Consider the following 19720-nt stretch of genomic DNA (forward strand, 5'->3'; position numbering starts at 1 on the left):
CAAGTACAACATGGTCTTATTGAAGACTCTTAATAAATCGGTGAATCCCTGCTATACCTGCTGAATCTAGCTTAAAGACGCCTGCGTCCTCAAGGATTCTTTCAAACTTCTGTCCTAAAGCTTGCTTGATGACTTGCGTAATCGCCTGCTCTTCTTGATCACTTACTTGTTCTTTTAATTCCAAAGCCCATTCTTGGTGAATAGCTGCCACTTCATCGATTTCCTTTCGCCCCATCAGAAAACTCTGAACAGCTTCCAATTCAGTTAACAGCCTTGGCGGAAGAATCGCCAGCCCCATTACCTCGATCAAGCCAATGTTTTCTTTCTTAATATGTTGAACATCCGGATGAGGATGGAAGATACCATCTGGGAATTCTGAACTTGTTCGATTATTTCGCAACACTAGATCCAATTCATATTCCTGCCCTTTAAAACGAGCAATCGGAGTAATCGTGTTATGAATATCGCCCTCAGTATTCGCATAAATCCCTAAGCTTTCATCAGAATAACCACGCCAATGCTTTAAAATTAACTCTGCTGCCTCTGCAAGATAGTCCTTATCTGAGTGACGCAACCTTAAGACAGACATCGGCCAATTTAAATGCTCAATTATCAAACCGGGGAAGGCTTTCAAGTGAAATTCGGAAAGCTTTTCTGCTCTAGCCATCGCAAATTCATAACGCCCTCCTTGATAGTGGTCATGTGCCAAGATTGATCCTCCCGTAATTGGGAGATCCGCATTAGAGCCTACAAAATAATGAGGGAAAATTTCAATAATATTTAAAAGATTATTAAATGTCTTACGACTAATGGACATGGGTTTATGGACAGCATTCAAGAAAATCGAATGTTCATTAAAATAAACATAAGGTGAATATTGAAAACCATATACTTCTTCTCCCACTGCCATGCGTATCATGCGATGATTTTGTCGCGCAGCATGCTTTACATGTCCTTGATAGCCTTCGTTCTCCATACACAAGGCACATAAAGGGTAGTTTGTTTGGACTTGCTGCCGTTCCTTCGCTATTTCTCTTGGATCTTTTTCTGGTTTGGAAAGATTGATCGTAATATCTAACGCACCATATTTACTTGGTGTTTTAAATTCGATATTTTTGGCGATATTACGCGTCTTGATATAATCATTCGTCTGGGACAAATGATAAAAATAATCCGTTGCTTTGGCTTTATCTTCTTGGTACAAAGCCCAAAACTTAGCATTCACTTGTGAAGGAAGTGGCGTAATTAAATCCATAATCGCGGCTTCCATTTGTTCTCGCTCGCTTTGAGTCCCGTCAATGATAGACTGCTCAACCGCATAATTAACCATTACATCCATATTTTCCAATAAGGAACCATCATTCGACCCATGATCTTCATAGTTAATTCGTTCAAGCAGTGCCAATAATCGATTCCTTATATAAAATTCATCGATTGCTTCTATTAACTGGGACTCCTTTGCCAATTTTATAAAACTTGTTATTGCTTGATCAACCGAAGCATTCATTCTATCACCCTTCATTTTATCTTGGAATTTCTTGTGTCCCTGCACCTACATTCGCCACATAAAAGTCTGGCGAGTAGCCAATTTCACTGGTATATCTCTCAGCAATGGCCTCTTGAACCTGTTCCAATTTTCTTTTATGCACCAAAGCAATGGCACACCCTCCCATGCCAGCTCCCGTCATCCTTGCTCCCAAGACCCCATCTTGCTCTCTAGCAGCCTCGACAAGGGTATCTAATTCAATTCCCGTTACATCATAATCCTCTCTTAGAGAATCATGCGATTGATTCATCAATTGAGCAAAAGTCATTAAATCATTTCCCGATAAAGCTTCTCGCGCTTTTATCGTGCGAACATTCTCATAAACAGCATGTTTTGCCCGTGCTTCAAGTGTTTCATCGTCAATCAGATAGCGATTCTGTTCAAATTCTGCTTCTGTCAGATCACCTAGACTATTGATCGATAATTCAGCTTGTAATTTTTTGAGGGCGGCTTCACACTGACTTCTACGTTCATTATACTTTGAATCAGCTAGTTCACGCCTTTTATTTGTATTCATAATCAAGAGACAGTATTCCCCAAACTCTGCCGGAACCAGTTCATATTCAAGCGTATTAACATCCAAAAAAATCGCCTGTTCAGCTTGCCCCATTCCAATGGCAAATTGATCCATAATTCCAGAATTCACCCCAATAAAGGCATTTTCTACTTTTTGTCCCAGTTTTACCAATTGAATTAGATTTAACTGCAAATCGGCTAATTGATTCACAATCACACCTACTAATAATTCGATCGAAGCAGATGAGGACAACCCTGCCCCATTCGGAATATTTCCATAAATTAAAAAATCAAATCCTTTAACAATTTGTCCCGCTTCTTCTTGCAGATATTTAACCATCCCTTTAATATAATTGAGCCAGCCATCCTCTTCTTCATACTGGATCGTTTCTGTTGAGAAAGCCTTCAATCCATCTTGTTCAAAGTTTAGAGAATGACAGACAATTTGATGATCATCTCGTCTTGCAACCAACCCATAGGTCCCAAATGTAATGGCACACGGAAAAACATGGCCCCCATTATAATCAGTATGCTCACCAATCAAATTCACCCTACCTGGTGAGAAAAAAACTCTTTCTGCCGGTCTCTGAAAAATCCGTTTAAATTCTTTGTGCAGCTGTTCTTGATCCATCTAAATCCTCCCTATTTCTCTCTTAATAAGTTAAGTGATAACTTGTTTGACTATAATATTTTTGACCCGCCTTGAGAGTGACATCCCCAAAACCTTCTTCATTCATAGCATTAGGCAAATGCTGTGTTTCCAAAGTAAAGGCTCCATGAGAAGAAACTTGTTCACCATCAGCCCAAATGATTGAATCAGGTAAGTTAACCGTATAAATAACGACACACGGACAGTCCGTTTTAACCGTTAATTGGCGCTGCTTCTCAACGAGTGAAACCACGATTCGTTCTTCCTGTTTTGCATCAAAAACAAACGGATGGTCGAAACCTGATTTTAAGACAACTTGCGGATGATCGGCATTGAGAACTTGTCCAAATCCAACTCCCTCGCGCAAGTCAAAGGGGGTATTATCAACCGAATCAATCCTACCCACTGGTAAACCATCCGCTCGAACTGGCACATAATGAGAGGCAGATACTTGTATATGATGATTGGCAATGCTTTCTTGGTAGTGACCATTTAAATTAAAGTATACATGATTGGTCGGGTTAAACACAGTGTCCTTATCAGATTCTGCAAAGTATTCGACCGTCCATACATGATCAGCATCATAACTATGAATCACCTTGTTTTGAATGGTACCTGGATACCCATTATTTCCATCAGGATCAATATAAGTAAATGCGACAGAAATTTTGTGCTCAGTCTCAATCACTTGATATTCCCAGAGCGATAAGTCATAAGGATGATGGCCACCATGCAAATGATTATCATTTTCATTCTTTTCCAACTGATAAATGTGATCATTCAGATCAAATTTTGCCTTTCCAATTCGTCCAGCAACTCGGCCAACACTTGCCCCGAAAAAACGCTCCTTATTTTCAAAAGCCTGATTAGCATCTTGATTAGAAACGATTAATTTTTCACTTGTTCCGTTAGAATGGGTTATTTGCCAACGATTAATTCGAGCCCCAAGGTTTGAAAAAGAAATCATTATATCTTCATGATAGATATAAATCTCATCATAATTCTGCCCATTCACATTTCCAAATGATTTTATTTCATATTTCACTTTATCACCTTTTTATTCTATCTCTTCGTAGAATGATTCTAAAACATCCATATTCAAAAACAAACTATACTCATTTTACCCCATTCTCCTCAACACATAAACCTACTCTTTCACTAATTCAGCATAAAAATATCAAACCAAAATAAATATCTTCTTTATAGCACCTCTCTAACAACCTCTTTTTGTGCAAATTGCCCATCGAACTATTAAACGCTTTCAATTACAATAAAGATACCTAAAAAGGAGGATGACTAATGGTAGAAATTAATTTAAAAAACATTTATAAAAAATATGACGGAGCAGATAACTATTCTGTCACCGATTTTAATCTCGATATCCAAGATCGTGAATTCATTGTCTTTGTTGGGCCTTCTGGTTGTGGAAAATCTACCACTCTGCGCATGATTGCGGGACTTGAAGAAATAACAGAAGGAGAATTATTCATTGATGACGAATTAATGAATGATGTCGCGCCAAAAGATCGTAATATTGCGATGGTCTTCCAAAATTATGCCTTATATCCTCATATGACAGTCTATGATAATATGGCTTTTGGATTAAAATTACGTAAACATAAAAAAGCTGATATCGATCAAAGAGTCAAGCATGCAGCAGACTTATTAGGGCTATCAGATTATTTAAAACGTAAACCAGCAGCACTCTCAGGTGGCCAACGACAACGTGTTGCTCTTGGTCGCGCGATTGTACGTGATGCCAAAGTCTTCCTAATGGATGAACCGCTATCTAACTTAGACGCCAAACTTAGAGTCCAAATGCGAGCTGAAATTGCCAAACTTCACCAAAGTTTAGATACCACTACTATTTATGTGACTCACGACCAAACGGAAGCCATGACGATGGCGAGCCGAATTGTCATCATGAAAGATGGCTTCATTCAACAAATCGGAAGTCCCCAAGAAGTATATGATCTGCCAAAGAATGCTTTTGTAGCTGGTTTCATAGGCTCTCCTGCGATGAACTTTTTCAATGTAATCTATCAAGACGGTAAAATTATGAATCAATCTGATTTAAGCCTGCCGGTCAGTCCACCAATGCAAAAACTTCTCAACGACAAGGGCTATAATGGAAAAGAAATCATCTTTGGTATTCGCCCTGAAGATATTCAGGCAGATCCAACCGTTCTAGATTCAATGCCAGACTCCATTATTCAAGCAGAAATAACCGTTGCTGAGTTATTAGGAGCAGAAACCATGCTTTACCTCCACCAAGGAGAAGAAGAATTTATTGCTCGGGTAAACGTGCGTGATCAGTATCAACCTCATGACCAGATAAAGATTGTCTTTAACATGAACAAAGCACATTTCTTTGACAAAGAATCGGAAGAAGCTATTCGTTAACTGATTCACATCAAGCAAGTTACTTCTCTCAGAGTAACTTGCTTTTTTGTTATCGCTTCTTTTGATAAACTACTATTAGTGAATCAAAGGAAGTGATAGAGTGCTAGATGATATCCAAAAGATTTTCCCTAATAGTCAACTAAATCCTAAATTACCACTTGATCTTGAACAATATTTCATGCTTCCTTACCATACAGACCGACTCTATATTCCCTATTCAGAACTCGATCCAAAAACAGTCGCTTTATTAAACTTACTCAGTCAGAACATTCAAGTTCAAGATCCTAACAAGCAAAGGTCTTTTAATCCTGTCCTTCTCCCCTTCTCTTCGATGGTTTCTGATAAGCCGGTACGCTTTCTTTATTTACAAGTGGATAAGCTTTCAAACGCTTTCGATTCTCAGCTTTGGCAAGAAACGCTTATTGCATCTTTCCCAAGTCTAGAAAAGATGCAAATATTTGGGACTCAACATTATGTTGGTTCAATAGCAGAAAATAAATGGGAAAGCGAGCAATTTGAATTCCTCAAAGGCTTATTAATAACACTTGACGATGACTTCGATATCATTACAAAGTCTATCCTAGGCCTTCCTGTCCACGCCCCCTTAAAAATCTCATCACACTTGGCTAGTGAGTTTCAATTATTTTATAATCAAATCACTTCCATCAAAAGCCAACATTTAACTTTAATCAGTACCTTACTTCTTCATCAAATTAGCCATCGGATTGTTCGTCGAAGTGAAATTTTAGACGCTCTGCAACAACAACTATTGATCGAACCAGAAAATAAGCAAATGATCATCCAGCTTTTCCATAACGGAGGTAATCTTAGTCAATCCGCAAAGGACTTATTTATTCATCGCAACACCTTAACTTACCGAATCCAAAAACTTTTCCAAGTAAGTGGACTGGATCTTCATACCATGCCAGACTTAACACTGGCCTATTTATTAGTCAATTAAAATAGCCTAAGTTTTGAACTTAGGCTAAAATTGAATCAGTTATTTACTTGTTCATACCGCAAATTTCTATTGGCTGCGGTCACTTGTCGCAAACTTTCAACAGCTTATTCGACAAGAAAACTAACCCCAAATTACCACTAAACCTAAATGGTCCACTGGATCCACCGGCTGCGCATGCCACTCCCCCGCAGCGTAATCAATTTTATAATAAAGATTATTCATCTTCGCATATCCTTTCACTCGATGCACCCGACTTTTAATTAAGGAGGAATGAACGGCTGCCTGCAAGTCCACCAAGTCATGAAATTCACCCTGATTGATCGTAACCGTCTCCATGGTTAGATTTGCTGTTTCTTTCTCTAACTTTTTAATTACCATTGAATTCTGAAAATGTAAATTTTGCAAGCTTAAAGTCACTTGAGAGAGGTTTAAATGATAGAGTCGGGCATGAGGATTCATCTTTTCGAGCTTCATTTTGGCCTCTTCACTACTCGATTGAACTCGTTCATTTAAAATCAGCGTATCAGCTGCTTGAATTTGATCTACATAAAAAGAACCAAACACATCTTCACATTCTAGAAGATCGTCTGAATCCACTAAAGTAATGGCATAAACTTGCCCAAATTCTTTTAAACTGGCTTTAATACGTGAAAGCTCTGCAACTCCTGTCGGTTCAATCAAAATAATTTCCGAATCCTGATTTTCTTGAATTGCTTGATTAAAATCTTGGTATAAGCTACAGCAGATACACCCAGATAAAAGATTTTCTACTCGTACTTGACCTGCTTTAACCAAGTAATCACCATCAATAGAGCGATCGCCTACTTCATTTTCTATAAGCAGTAAAGGCTGATCCGTGCTGTCAATCAATCCCTCAATTAAGGTTGTTTTCCCCACTCCCAGAAAGCCAGCAATAATATAAATATCGGGCATACCATCACTCTTTCTATCCAATTTATCCTCTCTATTGTAGAAGATTGCCGATAGACAGTCAAAAGGTTTTCAAGCTTTGTTTCATTGAAGTTTTAAATAGATGAAATAGTAGATCCGTTACTTTTAAATAGCCTTTATACAAGCCTATTTACTAATCAAGGCAACCCATAACACCCTTTCAGCTTAACAATAAAAATAAAACAAGGAGCTTTTCCTCCTGTAGAAAAACTCCTTGGGTGATTGAAACCATTATATATTTTCGTTGATAATATTAATTAATTTCTGTCGATTTATAATTTTAATGATTCTGCCTTTTAATAAAATAGCATCCATGTGACAGAGTTTTTGTAGTTCTTGATTGAGACTTGAACGATTCGTTTGAAGGATATCCGCAAAAACTTCTTGAGTTCCCGGCATTTTATAGCCACTCTCACCTTTATCTTCTGTCAATAACCAAAATGCTAAGCGCTGAATCACCTTACTATATGTCGTCGTCCGGATCACTTGTTTATTGTAATTACAATATTTAGAAATAAAAATCATTACATTTTTCATGAAACTCATGTCTAAGTCAATTCAAGCCATCAATTGTTGCTTGGGAAGTAGCAAGACCTCTGCTTTCTTATGACAGAAAACATTATAAGGAATTTTTTCAACCCCACTATAGACAAGATAAAAAGGGAAAGCATCATAAGCAAGATAATACGAAGAAACAATCTCCTTACCAGCTACAGTATATTCGTTTGTTTTTAGAGCCCCTTTTAAAATCACATAAATATAATCAATTTTATCCCCAAAGTCAGCTACTTTCTCGTCTGTATCATACCTTTTATCAATATAGGGAAGTTGATTAATACAGTCGATCGCCTTGGGTGAGATTTCCTGAAATAATTGTAATTTCGACAATTTATCGTACAGCATACTTATCAACCTTCATATTTATTATTTAGCTATTCTACGCTGAATCCCTCTGAAAATAATAATCACCATCAATACTGCACCGATATATCCGTTTAGTACATAGACAATGTTGACTAACTGACTGAAATCCAAAGCTAATCCAATAAAAGCGCCAATGATTCCAAGTGCAACTGTTAAGAGGGTATATTTTTGTGTTCTTTCCTCTGCAAAACGAGCCACCACATTCCATAAGAGAGGAACCGCTGTTGTAAAAATCCCTGCAAAAATGATAAACGAAAAGATCGTGGCCAACCATGGATGAATTTCGCCCGCTAGAATTAAAACTGGAATTTGTGAATCATGAACTTGATCAATGGACACAAATATCGCTAAGGTCATAATTAAACAGGCTAAAGAGAATCCAAGGGCACCAAGAACCATCCCATGATTCCCCTCTTTAATTGAGTTGGCACCTTTCCCGATACCCGATACAAAGGCAGCCAACCAAATTAAACAGAACCCCACATAAGAAACAGCTGAAAGAACAAAGTTAGAAGATGCTACTTGCATTATACCAACATCTAACGCTTCTTGTAAACGTTGTCCAGCTGTTGCAAAACCATCTAAATTCCTAAAGATAGTGATCATCCCAACAATAATCGTTAAAAGAACAATGATAGGTCCAATCGTTCCAATAACGTCTACAATTTTATTCAAACCTAAAATAACCACTAACATCACGACCACCGCTAACAGTGACCCACCCAGCCATGAAGGGGCATTATAATGCTCCACCGCTGTTGCTGAGGCTCCAGCTATCATAACGGTATAAGATAAGAACAAGAAGAAAACAGCAAAAATATCAAAAAACTTCCCACCTATTTTTCCTCCAAAGTAAGTATAGACATCATTAGGATTCTTAAATTGCTGTGTATATCCAGCATAAATCAATTCAATCGCAAGAACAGTCAATAAAATAAATACTAAAGCAATCGCTACAATTCCCATATAACCATAAGCGGCAAAATATTGCATTAGCTCTTGCCCCGTTGCAAATCCTGAACCAATTAAAAGAGCTATAAAGGCTCCACCATAGCTGATTACTTTACGACCGTTCACTTCTTGATTGTCGAGTTTTTCCATTTCCTAACCTCCCTTTATTTAAGAGGATAGCAATAGCTAATCTACTGCTATCCTCCATGATACTTTACTGTTGTTTAAAGATAGTAGGAGAAGCAACTTCAGTAGATAAAGCTCGAATAGCACGTTCCACTAATTCATCTCGAACATGTGAATCCTCTTTGGCTCCTAATTCTGGATTTCCTACTGGATAAGGAATCGCAATCGTTGGAACGATACGATTGGCTCCCACTGACTCTGAAATAGTCGTAATCGTAGCCATATGCACAATTGGAATACCAAAACGTTCAATTTCTTTTACGATCGTTGCTCCGCAACGAGTACAAGTCCCTCAGGTGGAAGTCATTATAACGCCATCTACTTTTGCGTCGGCCAATTCTTGTCCAATTTCTTGACCGAATTTTTCTGAATTACCAACAGATGTTCCTGTCCCTGTTGTCGCATAGAAATATTGGTAGACTCCTCCAATTTTTCCTTCTTTCTTCAGACGAGTTAATTCATCTAATGGAGCTACTCGGTCAGCCTTTTCATTGGCATAGACAGGGTCGAAACCACCGTGAACTGTAATAAATTTACCTTTTAATTCATCTAAATCTGAGATATCATATTTCACCCATTTCTGAGCAGAAGCAGACTGTAGACGATCTGGATTCCCTTCTGGAACAATACCTCCAGTTGTTACCAGCGCAATGGTCGCATTCGCCATATCAGTAATCGGTAAAGCGGCTGGAACAGAGTCAAATGCCGGCATTGGCAATTCTGTTTCATATTCTTCGTTATTAAAACGCTTCAAGAGCATTTCTACTGCACGATCCGATCCGATCTTATCAGAAAACACTGTTAGACGGCGACCTTGAGCCATAAAATGATCTTCTTCATAATTGACTTCTTTGCCTGACAAGACTTTGTTAGCTAATTCAGCCATCGGCGGTAAAGCATCCCGCATGGTAGCTGCAGAATCTCCAGTTGGAACGATATAGGCATGCACTCGACAAGCATCCACACCTGGATTCTCTTCATACATCCCTGTAACCACCGTTGTTTTATCTTTTAAGGCATTCGCCACTCCTGCAATCGCCATTCCATAACGTCCGGCATTAAAAGCAGGTCCTGCAATCACTAAATCAGGTTGAATTTCAGCATATTTTTCCATAATATATTGCTGAGCCAATTCAATGTTTTCGTTAAAATAGTTATCCCCACAAATAATCGTATGAGTGATTTCAGCATCTTCTAGCATGTTTTGCATTCCAACTGCGGGTCCTACTGGACCTTCTTTGATCATGGGTTCAATTCCAGCTTTATCTTCACCACCGATTTGTCCAAAGAATTGGTTGACATAGTATAGTACTTTTTTCATAGTGTCCCTCCTTTATTTCAATTCAACAGTCAAGTTATGGTAGCCAATTTCAGAGGTTGCTCCGATGACCGCATTTAATTCACAGACAATCGTTCCATCTTCTGAAACACAGCCATCCCAACCACCCGCAAGGTTCTCTAAAGCTTTATCATTACCTAAAATTTTCTCTGCAGGCTCCAAATGAACCAAATGCGACACATTTCCTGTCGAAACGACTGCCTTAGCTTCTGGCTTGGCATCGGCTAGTGGTTGAGAGTCACCGTCCCATCCTGAACATTCATCTGTAATTAATACTGCTTGAATGCCTGATTTCTCAAGTCCTTCAGCAATCATCACTAAATCTGAATCAGGATTACCATATCCTTCTTCTGAAACAATCGCACCATCTACCCCTAATGTTTGGGCGAGTTTAATAGTGAAATCTTTTGTCCGGAACTTACCATCTAAAGTCGTTAATTCAGGCACCATGATCGAGCCCACAAAATTAATGGTTTTTCCATGTTCTTTTAACAGGGATTTAATGACTGAATTATTTTGGTGTTGGTAAGTCGTAATCTTATCACAAGCAGCCACACAGTTTCCTGATACGACTGCCCCGTCTAATTCTTCTAAAGGATTGATAAGCGTTGGCAAGATTTGTTTCACATCAACACCATAAATATAAACATCATGTAATAACCCTTGTGCAATCATCATTTGAACATAGGCCACACGAGGCAGATCAGGGAATGTCTCAATCGAAGATTTCACATCAGCAATTTCATGCTTTTCAATATCCGTTGCTGTCATTTCCTCCAAAGCTTTTCCAAGATATTCTCCTGCTTTTAATCCTGCCACACGACAAGCTTTCTCATGTTCATGAGGTTCTAAATTCTCGACTGGTGTAATATCCACTACCACATTAAGTGTCTGAGAAAACGGTGTCCATTTAGCACCTTCCCCCCACATATCCACAACACCTTCTTGGAAACCAACAATGTCTCCAATCGTCACAACGGCAACATTTTTCATCACCTTTGTAACGCCATCGCCAACTTGACCTAGATCGCCTGTCACACCCGGATAATGATTAAAACGTTCTTCACGCCAGCGAGGTTCAATGACATCCTTAACAGGGACAATTCTCACTTTTTCACCTGGACGAGCAAGATCAATTGTCACTTTAGCTACATCCGGAACTTTCTCTAATTCAGCAATCATTTCTTCTTTATTAATCCACAGCTTCTGTCCTTCAATCTTTGTCTGATCCCCAAAATCAACTTCATTGATTATAATATTATGCAATTCTAACTTCATATAAGCTTCCTCCTTTTACTTAAACCTTTTGAAACTGTTCACTCCCCTGCAACTGATCCAACTTTTCCTGCTCTTCAATTGCTTTTTCTAATAATTGAAAATCAAGCAACTGATAATCAGCCAAATGATTAAAATCTGGTTGACGAATTCCCATCGTTTTCTGATAGTTATCCATCGATTGTTGTATCAATTCCATTGAATAGGGATCCGGCTCACTCGACCGTATGATAATTGACCGTGCAGGTGTCAAAAACATCCGACTAGAAGCAGGCAAGGGATGAGTCAAAAGCCGATAATGCCCCTGATAGAGATGGTCTCTTACGACTTGCATTACCTCGTAGAAGGCACCTTCCACAAAGTCATGATTCGCATAAGCCTCTCTTACTAAAGGATTATTTGTCACAATCAACATTTCTTTCAATTAACCACTCCCTTAACTAAGATTTCTACCCCAACAAGATTGCTCAAAGTTGAGCATTTAATTGCACTTCAACTTCTTCTTTAAGAGAGGAAAACGCTGGGGATATGATAGCGTTTCCATCTCTTGTAACTATATATTATCATTATCTATAAATAAAAAATGTTGCTCCTCTAACATTTGGCTAAAATTTATTTTGATGAAGGACCTCTCCCTTTTAACAAACATACTATGCTTAACTAACGCGAAATAGATCCATTAAAGACCCCATTGTAATAGAGAATTCTATCTATTCCTCCACAAAACTTTTCTAGACAAAATAAAAAACATCACCTACTAATTGTAGATGATGTTTCACATTTCCTATTGATACAAATCCTTATACTGCCCATAATACCGGGTGGCATCTTGCATGGCCTTAAAGTTATCGATTGGGGTTCCTGATGGAATATCACAACCGCTTGCGACAAAGTACCCACATGGCGAATCGTAAGCTTGTTCAATGCAATACTTAACCGCAGCAAATATATCTTCACGACTCCCGTTGCAAATGACCCCAACGGGATCCACATTTCCAATAATTCTCATCTTATCGCCCATTACCTGCTTGCATTCCCCTACATCTTCCAAATTATCCAAACTATAGGTAGATAAGTTCAGTTCACGCAAATAGGGCCATATTTCTTTCGTCGTGCCGCAGATATGAAGAGAAGGTTTAGAACCTGTAATCTGATAGATCCCATCCACTAACGCCTTGAGATGTGGATACACTTGTTGATAAAAGGTCTTAGGATTCAATAGAACGGTTGAACACATAGGATCTGCAATGGAACAGGTCAGACCATTTTGTTTGTACATAGCTTCCGCAAAAGTCAATCCGCATGCCACCATAAAATCTAATAAACGTGCAAAATCATCGGGACGGCGGATAATATCGCGCAAGATTTGTTTTTCTCCCCGTACTGCATGGGCAGCTGAGATCGGACCAGGAATAGAAGTAGACACATCAACAATATCACCTAGCTCTTCGCGCATCTTATAAATCGCTTCAAGGACAATCGGCATTCTTCCATCCTTATAGGGGTCAATCACATCCAAAGACGCCAATTGAGCATAATCTTTTAGAATCGGATCCACAACATGAGCTGCTCGATTAGGTGGATATTCTAGTTTTGACCCCAAGGCTTCCCCTATTCCACGCAAAGTGATTCCAGTTCCTGCGCCTTCAAATCCGAGTTTTCTCACTTTATAGACTTCCCCCTGTAAAAGAAAATCAGAATTAAAATAATACTCATTGGTTTTAATATTAAGATAAGGAGCAATATTCTCAGACAACATCATATCACAAGGTAAGCGATCAAATTCTTCACCCTTAACAAAAGCAGCCATTCTTTCTTTGGGAAGCATTTGATCATGAGGGATAATATAGTCCATCAAGCAATAACCTCCGCTTCCTTAAGTCCTAGGATTTGTTTAACAAGCCCTACCACTTCCGTAGCATTCTCACTATAACCATCCGCCCCAATCTCAGTGGCAAATTTTTGGGTAATCGGTGCGCCTCCAATAATTACTTTAATACCAGGATGTAGACCTTCAGCCTTGAGTTGGTCGACAACTTTTTTGGTTTCCTTCATCGTTGTCGACATCAAGGTCGATAAACCGATGATTTGTGCTTGGTGTTCAATAGCAGTATCAATGAACGCTTGACAAGGAACATCCCGCCCCAAATCAATCACTCTAAATCCAGCCGTTTCTAGCATGAGCTTGACTAATGATTTCCCAATATCATGAGTATCCCCTTCTGGGACACCTAGAACAACGGTCGCAAGACTTTCTTGACTTTCAACTTCCATATAAGACTTAAATTGATTGATCCCTGCATACATCGCATCAGAACAGAGAATAAGCTCAGGAATAAAGTACTCATCTTGCTCATAGAGTTCACTACAACGGTTCATTCCATCAATTAACCCCGTCATCCCTTCTTTAATGTCGTAACCCGCAGCCACATATTCATCGACCAGTTCTACAATCGCTTCATCCTCCATCTCAACTACCAAATCAGATAACTGGTTAAGATATTCAGCTTGTTTCATTCTCTTTCTCCACTTCCCCGTCCTCAATTTTTACAAAGAAAAAAGGCTATTCTACTTGTATACAGCCTTATTCTAACGCATTGTATATTTTTTCACTAATTACTGTTTATGATAGATATCTTATATCCATCATAAATACTAATCAAAAAAGCCTTGGCCTAAGCCAAGACTCCTTGTATTAAAATCATATAGACCGCTGTTCCCACCAAAATTGATAGAATGGTCGAATGTCGCCATTTATGAACGAGAAAGATTGCCCCGCAGGCTAATAAAGCTGCTAATCCTTGAGAAGACATAAATTCAATATCTTTAATAGAATAAATAAATAAGATTGCCATAATCGAATACGGAAAGACCTGTCCTAGATAAATGACCCATAAAGGAGTCTGATTTTTAAATACAATAAATGGAAAAAAGCGAATAAAGCCCGTCACCGCTCCCATTACCACTAGTAAAAGAAGGGAATGTAAATTAGACATATTCTGGCCTTCCTCCTCTCAAGCGTTTTTCTGTTAATAGGACCATTATTACGCTCATCATTGTAGGTAGCATAAAGTTATTCGGCCCAATAATTAAAAAGAAAATAATAGAAAAAATAATCCCATAAATAGCAGGTTTATGATTATCAGTCGCTTCCCATTGATTCAACACCACCACAAAAAACAAGGCAGTCAAGGCGAAGTCTACCCCTTCTGTAGAGAATGGTAACCGATCGCCTACCAAATTTCCAACCAATCCCCCTACAATCCAATAGAAATGATTAAGCATGGATACATATAAATAATAATTTTTGCGATTAAGATCAACCGGCAAATGATCATTACAAACAATTGAAAAAGTTTCATCTGTTAAACTGTGTATTAAATAGAATTTACGCCACCCTACATTTTTGTAACGCTCTAATTGACTAATGCCATAGAACATCAAACGAAAATTAACCATCAGAGTTAAGATAGCAGTAGAAATAAGACCTGCTTGACTACTTAAGAGGATGGGAGCCATAAACTGTATGGATCCAGAATAAACAAAAATACTCGTTCCTAGCGACCATAACCAATTATAACCTTTTGCTTGCATCATTATCCCGAAGCCTAATGCTAATACAAAATAAGCTACAGAAATAGGAAGGCTAGCTTTAAAAGCATGCTGAAAATCTTTGCTCTTCATAGTGTCACTCCTCTACCTCATCAGTCCCACAATTTGGAACATATCATTGCATCACAGCCATCATATAGTTTGATACGCTTACAATGCAAGCGTTTTCTGAATGTTTAATAATTCTCATCAAAATCTGATTTTGGAAGGGGTTTATCATGAGGTTTTGAGTCCTTCAAGAGCATCTACAATGAAAATGAGTATTTTTCACATTTTAAAAACAAAACTCCCCTCATCTATCAGATGGGGGAGTTGGTTTCATTAAGCAGGTTGATGTATTTTTTCAACAAGCATTTCCAAATTTTCAACATCAAAACCAGAAAAAGTTTCATATACATCCGATTCAATGACTGGCAACCGCAAAAAGCCTTTATTTCTAAGCTCATCCACTACTTCTTCTTGATCCATGACATTAATTTCTTGATAGCTTATCTGTGCTTGGTCTAAATATTGCTTGGTAAAGATACAAGCAATACAATCTGCCTTTGTATATAATTTAATCATTTCCATTCTCCTTTTAAAAATCATAATCCTCTTCATTCATTGCTTCTACTTCCCCCATTAAGTAACCCGATCCTACCTGAGAGAAGAAATCATGATTACTAGTATTCGTTGAAAGTCCATTCATCACAATGGGATTGACTCGCTCGGCAATCCCATCTGCATACAGTGGTGGAAAGCCAAGGTTCTGCAAGGCCTTATTAGCATTGTATCTCATAAAGACCTTCACTTCTTTCGTCCAACCAATCGCATCATATACAATATGGGCAAAAGCCTCTTCTTTGGTCATAAGATCATTCAGTAAGAGATACATCCAATTTTCTAATTCTTTCTGCTCTGTTTGACTCAACTCACGAAAGGCTAGCTGGAATTTATAACCTAAATAAGTGCCGTGCACCGATTCGTCACGGATAATTAACTTAATAATCTCTGCCACATTCTCTAATTTAGCATTTCCTAAATACCACAACGGAGCATAAAATCCACTATAAAAAAGAAAAGATTCTAGAAAGACAGACGCAATCTTCTTCTGCAAGGCCGTCCCACTCTGATAAATTTCATTAATGACCTTGGCCTTATATTGTAATTGAGGCTGTTGGTTTCCCCACGCAAAAATTTCATCAATCTTTTTACTGTCGTTGAGCGAGATAAAGATTGTAGAATAAGATTTAGCATGCACACTTTCCATGAAAAGAATATTATTCAAAACGGCTTCTTCATGCTGACTTCTAATATCTTCTCGCATCACATTGGCCCCCTCCTCTGATTGAAGGGTATCTAATAAAGTCAATCCTACAAAAGCATGATTAATCACTTCTTGCTCAATTTCTGTGAGACTGCGCCAATCCGCTAAATCATTAGAGACCGGAACCCGCGTATCCAACCAGAATTGACTCGTTAATTTTTCCCAAGTTTGTTTATCTAAGGCATCTTCTAAACGATTCCAATCAATCGCTTTATAATATTCCACTTCACCTGAATGTGAGTGTTGAGCCATAATTTCATTAAAAAATGACATCCTCTATCCCCTCTCTTATATCGTACATGATTCGCAATCATTCGCACCTATCAATTCCTCATCTGCCGTAAAAGTTCTAACATAGTACAAGGATTTAATTCCTTTAGCATACGCATAATTTCTCAATCGGTTAAGATCACGAGTGGTCATCTTAGTCGTTCCTCCTTGCTTCCACTCATAAAGACCGGTTGGTAGATCCGACTTCATAAAGAGAGTCAGTGACATCCCTTGATCCACGTGTCTCTGAGCTTGAGCATACACATCAATGATTTGCCGTTGATCCATTTCATAAGCTGAACAGAAATAATTCATGGTTTCATTCGATAAGTAAGGAGTCGGGTAAAAAATAGCACCTACTTGTCCCTCTTGACGATGCTCAACCTTCTGCACAATTGGATGCAAAGAAGAAGACGTTTCATTAATATAGGAAATGGAGCCGGTGGGGGCTACTGCTAATAAATATGCATGATAGAGGCCTCCCGCCTGAATCTCTTGACTTAAAGCCAACCAATCTTCATACCTAGGAATTGCCACCTTGCTAAAAATTTCTTTTACCTTATCAGACCGAATCTCTACATCCGCTTGATCTAAGTAATGTTCTTGAATATAGCTTCCATCCGCATAAGCTGAGAATTCAAATCCCTTGAAAGTCGTTCCTTTTTCAAGGGCAATTTTATTAGACGCTTTAAGTGCATAGAATCTTAAGCAGCGAAAATAAAGATCTGTAAATTCTAAAGATTCCTCTGATCCATATGGAATGCGATGATAAGCGAGCGCCGTATGGAGCCCCATCGCTCCTAATCCAACTGAATGATAGTCTTGGTTACCTCGCTCAACCGTTGGAACTGAGCGGATCTGACTTAAATCTGACACCTGAGTCAGGGCCCGAATGGCTGTTTCAACCGAAGCTTCAAAATCGCTACCTTTCAACATTTCAAGAATATTTGTCGACGCCAGATTACAAGAGATATCGGCTCCTACATGCTTATATGAAAGATCTTCATTCAGAATAGAAGGCTCTTGAACTTGGAAAATTTCTGAACAAAGATTCGACATTACCACACGGCCTGCGATAGGATTCGCCCGATTTACCGTATCAATATTGATGACATAAGGATAGCCAGATTCTTGCTGGAGTTTTGAAATTTCTTGTTCCAATTCACGAGCAGCTATTTGATATTTTCGAATATTAGGATTTTCGACCATCTTGTCATATTCAGCCGTGATATCGACATAAGCATAAGGCAAACCATACTCACGTTCTACATCATAAGGGCTAAACAAATACATTGGCTGGTTCGTTTTTAGCAAATGGTAATACTGGTCTGGAACAATGATACCTAAAGATAAGGTCTTTACTCTGACCTTTTCATCAGCATTTTCTTTCTTAGTGGATAGAAAAGCATAAATATCTGGATGAAAGACAGATAGATAACAAACTCCCGCTCCTTGTCGAGCCCCTAATTGATTGGCATAAGAGAAAGCATCTTCAAATAATTTCATCACAGGAACCACTCCTGAAGCGGCATTTTGAATCCCTTTGATAGGAGATCCTGCTTCTCTCAAATTAGTCAAGTTAATCCCCACACCCCCACCGCGTTTAGAGAGCTGGAGTGCAGAGTTAATGCTTCGTCCAATCGATTCCATATTATCCTGTACATCTAATAAGAAGCATGAAACCATTTCTCCTCTGGCTTTTTTTCCAGCATTTAGAAAAGTGGGAGTTGCCATTTGCAGACGATGATGAATATGCTCATCTGCAATTTTCCATGCTAAATCTGGATCACCTTGTCCGAGATAGAGAGCCATCAAAGCAATCCGATCTTCGTAACGTTCTAAGTAACGCTGCCCATCTCGTGTCTTTAAGGCATATTGAGTATAAAATTTAAAAGCTCCCATAAAACTCTTAAAGCGAAACTTCTGTTGATAAAGATGTTTAAACAATCGCTGGATAAACTCCCAATCATAAGCAGAAACAACCTCTTCTTCAATATAATCACACTCAATTAAATAGTTTAGCTTTTCCTCCAAATGATGAAAAAATACCGTATTCGGATTAATATGCTCAATAAAATAAGCTCGAACAGCCTCTTGATCCTTTTCTAATGGTATTTGTCCATCAATCGGAATATTCAACTGATTATTCAATTCAAAATATGAAACAGGTTCTTGGATACTTACTTGCTTAAATTCTGACATAAATTTTCATGCTCCTTTATCAATTGGTTCACATCATGGGAATTCCCTTGAAATTCAAACAAATGAAGCAAGGGAAGAGCGAAGTCTTTTGCTAAATTCTTCGCCGTATAACAAAATAAATCCATGAAATTTCGGTTGCCTCCCCCAAATATTCCTTGGCAATATCGATAGTTTTGATAAGAAGATAGAAATTCTGACATAATATAGGTCGTCTCAGACGCATAAGTAGGAGCTACCAATATAAAAGCTTCATCTACCTCAATAAAGTCATAATTCTCTGGAGTTATTTCACAGTGATCAATTCCAGTTTTAAGTACAAACTCTCGTGTATTACCGATTATAGACTGGTAATAAATCATTTTTCACATTCCTTTTAACTTTTTTTTTGATTCGCAATATATTTCATTCAATAAAAAAATCCCTAAAAAGGCATGGTCTGCCCCTTTAGGGATCTTAATATTTTGCCTCGAAATATTAATAGCATCTCAACCTGTAACAAAAGATCTGACTTAGCCTGAAGGCTTCACAGTGGCGGGACCGTTCCAGATTTACACTGGATTCCATTGTTAAAGGTCGTATGAAATTGTCTTGAGCGAATTCATAAATAGTCTAGCAGAGTTGATCCTTAG

The 19720-nt window shown here is 38.3% G+C and carries 20 protein-coding genes and 1 riboswitch; of the genes, 2 read left to right on the forward strand and 18 right to left on the reverse strand.

What is annotated here, in order from left to right:
- Positions 1-16 precede the first annotated feature (16 nt).
- The 3 genes from galT to HZY91_RS08720 are packed head-to-tail and all read right to left on the reverse strand — an operon-like array spanning position 17 to position 3756.
- On the reverse strand, positions 17-1507 hold the full coding sequence (gene galT, locus HZY91_RS08710; protein WP_197115890.1) for a UDP-glucose--hexose-1-phosphate uridylyltransferase: 1491 nt from the start codon (positions 1505-1507) through the stop codon (positions 17-19).
- Between the two features lie 16 nt (positions 1508-1523).
- Positions 1524-2693: a galactokinase gene (locus HZY91_RS08715; protein WP_197115891.1), complete on the reverse strand. Its 1170-nt coding sequence runs from the start codon at positions 2691-2693 to the stop codon at positions 1524-1526.
- Between the two features lie 22 nt (positions 2694-2715).
- Positions 2716-3756, reverse strand: a complete 1041-nt coding sequence (locus HZY91_RS08720; protein WP_197115892.1) for an aldose epimerase family protein — start codon at positions 3754-3756, stop codon at positions 2716-2718.
- A 254-nt stretch (positions 3757-4010) separates the two neighbouring features.
- Between HZY91_RS08720 and HZY91_RS08725 the strand changes: the two genes are divergently transcribed.
- Both HZY91_RS08725 and HZY91_RS11165 read left to right on the forward strand, forming a co-directional pair.
- Positions 4011-5114, forward strand: coding sequence for an ABC transporter ATP-binding protein (locus tag HZY91_RS08725; protein ID WP_197115893.1), 1104 nt, complete (start codon positions 4011-4013; stop codon positions 5112-5114).
- 100 nt (positions 5115-5214) lie between these two features.
- Complete coding sequence (locus HZY91_RS11165; protein ID WP_197115894.1) at positions 5215-6075, forward strand: helix-turn-helix domain-containing protein; 861 nt, start codon at positions 5215-5217, stop codon at positions 6073-6075.
- Positions 6076-6195: 120 nt separating this feature from the next.
- Here HZY91_RS11165 and HZY91_RS08735 read toward each other — a convergent pair whose 3' ends face one another.
- From HZY91_RS08735 to nrdI, 15 genes are all read right to left on the reverse strand, one after another.
- Positions 6196-7029, reverse strand: coding sequence for a GTP-binding protein (locus HZY91_RS08735; protein ID WP_197115895.1), 834 nt, complete (start codon positions 7027-7029; stop codon positions 6196-6198).
- 228 nt (positions 7030-7257) lie between these two features.
- Complete coding sequence (locus tag HZY91_RS08740) at positions 7258-7563, reverse strand: helix-turn-helix domain-containing protein (RefSeq protein ID WP_197115896.1); 306 nt, start codon at positions 7561-7563, stop codon at positions 7258-7260.
- A gap of 21 nt (positions 7564-7584) precedes the next feature.
- Entirely contained in the window at positions 7585-7929 is a 345-nt protein-coding gene (locus HZY91_RS08745; RefSeq protein WP_197115897.1) for a cyclic nucleotide-binding domain-containing protein, read from the reverse strand.
- 21 nt (positions 7930-7950) lie between these two features.
- Positions 7951-9051, reverse strand: a complete 1101-nt coding sequence (locus tag HZY91_RS08750) for a YkvI family membrane protein (RefSeq protein ID WP_197115898.1) — start codon at positions 9049-9051, stop codon at positions 7951-7953.
- A 64-nt stretch (positions 9052-9115) separates the two neighbouring features.
- A complete protein-coding gene (locus tag HZY91_RS08760; RefSeq protein ID WP_235991624.1) occupies positions 9116-10408 on the reverse strand; it encodes a glycine/betaine/sarcosine/D-proline family reductase selenoprotein B in 1293 nt (430 codons plus the stop codon).
- A 12-nt stretch (positions 10409-10420) separates the two neighbouring features.
- Positions 10421-11704, reverse strand: a complete 1284-nt coding sequence (locus tag HZY91_RS08765; protein WP_197115900.1) for a glycine/sarcosine/betaine reductase component B subunit — start codon at positions 11702-11704, stop codon at positions 10421-10423.
- A gap of 19 nt (positions 11705-11723) precedes the next feature.
- Complete coding sequence (locus HZY91_RS08770; protein ID WP_197115980.1) at positions 11724-12116, reverse strand: GrdX family protein; 393 nt, start codon at positions 12114-12116, stop codon at positions 11724-11726.
- A gap of 369 nt (positions 12117-12485) precedes the next feature.
- Positions 12486-13556: a uroporphyrinogen decarboxylase family protein gene (locus tag HZY91_RS08775; protein ID WP_197115901.1), complete on the reverse strand. Its 1071-nt coding sequence runs from the start codon at positions 13554-13556 to the stop codon at positions 12486-12488.
- A complete protein-coding gene (locus HZY91_RS08780; protein ID WP_197115902.1) occupies positions 13556-14218 on the reverse strand; it encodes a corrinoid protein in 663 nt (220 codons plus the stop codon). The genes HZY91_RS08775 and HZY91_RS08780 overlap by 1 nt, the downstream gene beginning before the upstream one ends.
- A gap of 158 nt (positions 14219-14376) precedes the next feature.
- Positions 14377-14697, reverse strand: coding sequence for a branched-chain amino acid transporter permease (locus HZY91_RS08785; protein ID WP_197115903.1), 321 nt, complete (start codon positions 14695-14697; stop codon positions 14377-14379).
- Positions 14690-15385 (reverse strand): AzlC family ABC transporter permease, encoded by a 696-nt coding sequence (locus tag HZY91_RS08790; RefSeq protein WP_197115904.1) that lies wholly within the window; start codon positions 15383-15385, stop codon positions 14690-14692. The genes HZY91_RS08785 and HZY91_RS08790 overlap by 8 nt, the downstream gene beginning before the upstream one ends.
- A 249-nt stretch (positions 15386-15634) precedes the next feature.
- Positions 15635-15877 carry a glutaredoxin domain-containing protein gene (locus tag HZY91_RS08795; RefSeq protein ID WP_197115905.1) on the reverse strand — a complete coding sequence of 81 codons (243 nt, stop codon included), beginning with the start codon at positions 15875-15877 and terminating at the stop codon, positions 15635-15637.
- A 13-nt stretch (positions 15878-15890) separates the two neighbouring features.
- Entirely contained in the window at positions 15891-16871 is a 981-nt protein-coding gene (gene nrdF / locus HZY91_RS08800; RefSeq protein ID WP_197115981.1) for a class 1b ribonucleoside-diphosphate reductase subunit beta, read from the reverse strand.
- Positions 16872-16907: 36 nt separating this feature from the next.
- On the reverse strand, positions 16908-19091 hold the full coding sequence (gene nrdE / locus HZY91_RS08805; protein ID WP_197115906.1) for a class 1b ribonucleoside-diphosphate reductase subunit alpha: 2184 nt from the start codon (positions 19089-19091) through the stop codon (positions 16908-16910).
- Entirely contained in the window at positions 19070-19450 is a 381-nt protein-coding gene (nrdI, locus tag HZY91_RS08810; protein WP_197115907.1) for a class Ib ribonucleoside-diphosphate reductase assembly flavoprotein NrdI, read from the reverse strand. The genes nrdE and nrdI overlap by 22 nt, the downstream gene beginning before the upstream one ends.
- 87 nt (positions 19451-19537) lie before the next feature.
- A riboswitch (adenosylcobalamin (AdoCbl) riboswitch) is annotated at positions 19538-19680 on the reverse strand.
- Between the last annotated feature and the right edge of the window lie 40 nt (positions 19681-19720).

It is taken from the genome of Facklamia lactis, from assembly GCF_015863205.1.
GTDB classification, from domain to species: Bacteria; Bacillota; Bacilli; order Lactobacillales; family Aerococcaceae; genus Facklamia; species Facklamia lactis.

What these genes read in the sequence shown, in the direction of transcription:
- galT (WP_197115890.1), bottom strand. Translation starts at nt 1,507, where the DNA reads ATGAATGCTTCGGTTGATCAAGCAATAACAAGTTTTATAAAATTGGCA.
- HZY91_RS08715 (WP_197115891.1), bottom strand. Translation starts at nt 2,693, where the DNA reads ATGGATCAAGAACAGCTGCACAAAGAATTTAAACGGATTTTTCAGAGA.
- HZY91_RS08725 (WP_197115893.1), top strand. Translation starts at nt 4,011, where the DNA reads ATGGTAGAAATTAATTTAAAAAACATTTATAAAAAATATGACGGAGCA.
- HZY91_RS08740 (WP_197115896.1), bottom strand. Translation starts at nt 7,563, where the DNA reads ATGAAAAATGTAATGATTTTTATTTCTAAATATTGTAATTACAATAAA.
- HZY91_RS08745 (WP_197115897.1), bottom strand. Translation starts at nt 7,929, where the DNA reads ATGCTGTACGATAAATTGTCGAAATTACAATTATTTCAGGAAATCTCA.
- HZY91_RS08750 (WP_197115898.1), bottom strand. Translation starts at nt 9,051, where the DNA reads ATGGAAAAACTCGACAATCAAGAAGTGAACGGTCGTAAAGTAATCAGC.
- HZY91_RS08765 (WP_197115900.1), bottom strand. Translation starts at nt 11,704, where the DNA reads ATGAAGTTAGAATTGCATAATATTATAATCAATGAAGTTGATTTTGGG.
- HZY91_RS08770 (WP_197115980.1), bottom strand. Translation starts at nt 12,116, where the DNA reads ATGTTGATTGTGACAAATAATCCTTTAGTAAGAGAGGCTTATGCGAAT.
- HZY91_RS08775 (WP_197115901.1), bottom strand. Translation starts at nt 13,556, where the DNA reads ATGGACTATATTATCCCTCATGATCAAATGCTTCCCAAAGAAAGAATG.
- HZY91_RS08780 (WP_197115902.1), bottom strand. Translation starts at nt 14,218, where the DNA reads ATGAAACAAGCTGAATATCTTAACCAGTTATCTGATTTGGTAGTTGAG.
- HZY91_RS08785 (WP_197115903.1), bottom strand. Translation starts at nt 14,697, where the DNA reads ATGTCTAATTTACATTCCCTTCTTTTACTAGTGGTAATGGGAGCGGTG.
- HZY91_RS08790 (WP_197115904.1), bottom strand. Translation starts at nt 15,385, where the DNA reads ATGAAGAGCAAAGATTTTCAGCATGCTTTTAAAGCTAGCCTTCCTATT.
- HZY91_RS08795 (WP_197115905.1), bottom strand. Translation starts at nt 15,877, where the DNA reads ATGATTAAATTATATACAAAGGCAGATTGTATTGCTTGTATCTTTACC.
- nrdF (WP_197115981.1), bottom strand. Translation starts at nt 16,871, where the DNA reads ATGGCTCAACACTCACATTCAGGTGAAGTGGAATATTATAAAGCGATT.
- nrdE (WP_197115906.1), bottom strand. Translation starts at nt 19,091, where the DNA reads ATGTCAGAATTTAAGCAAGTAAGTATCCAAGAACCTGTTTCATATTTT.
- nrdI (WP_197115907.1), bottom strand. Translation starts at nt 19,450, where the DNA reads ATGATTTATTACCAGTCTATAATCGGTAATACACGAGAGTTTGTACTT.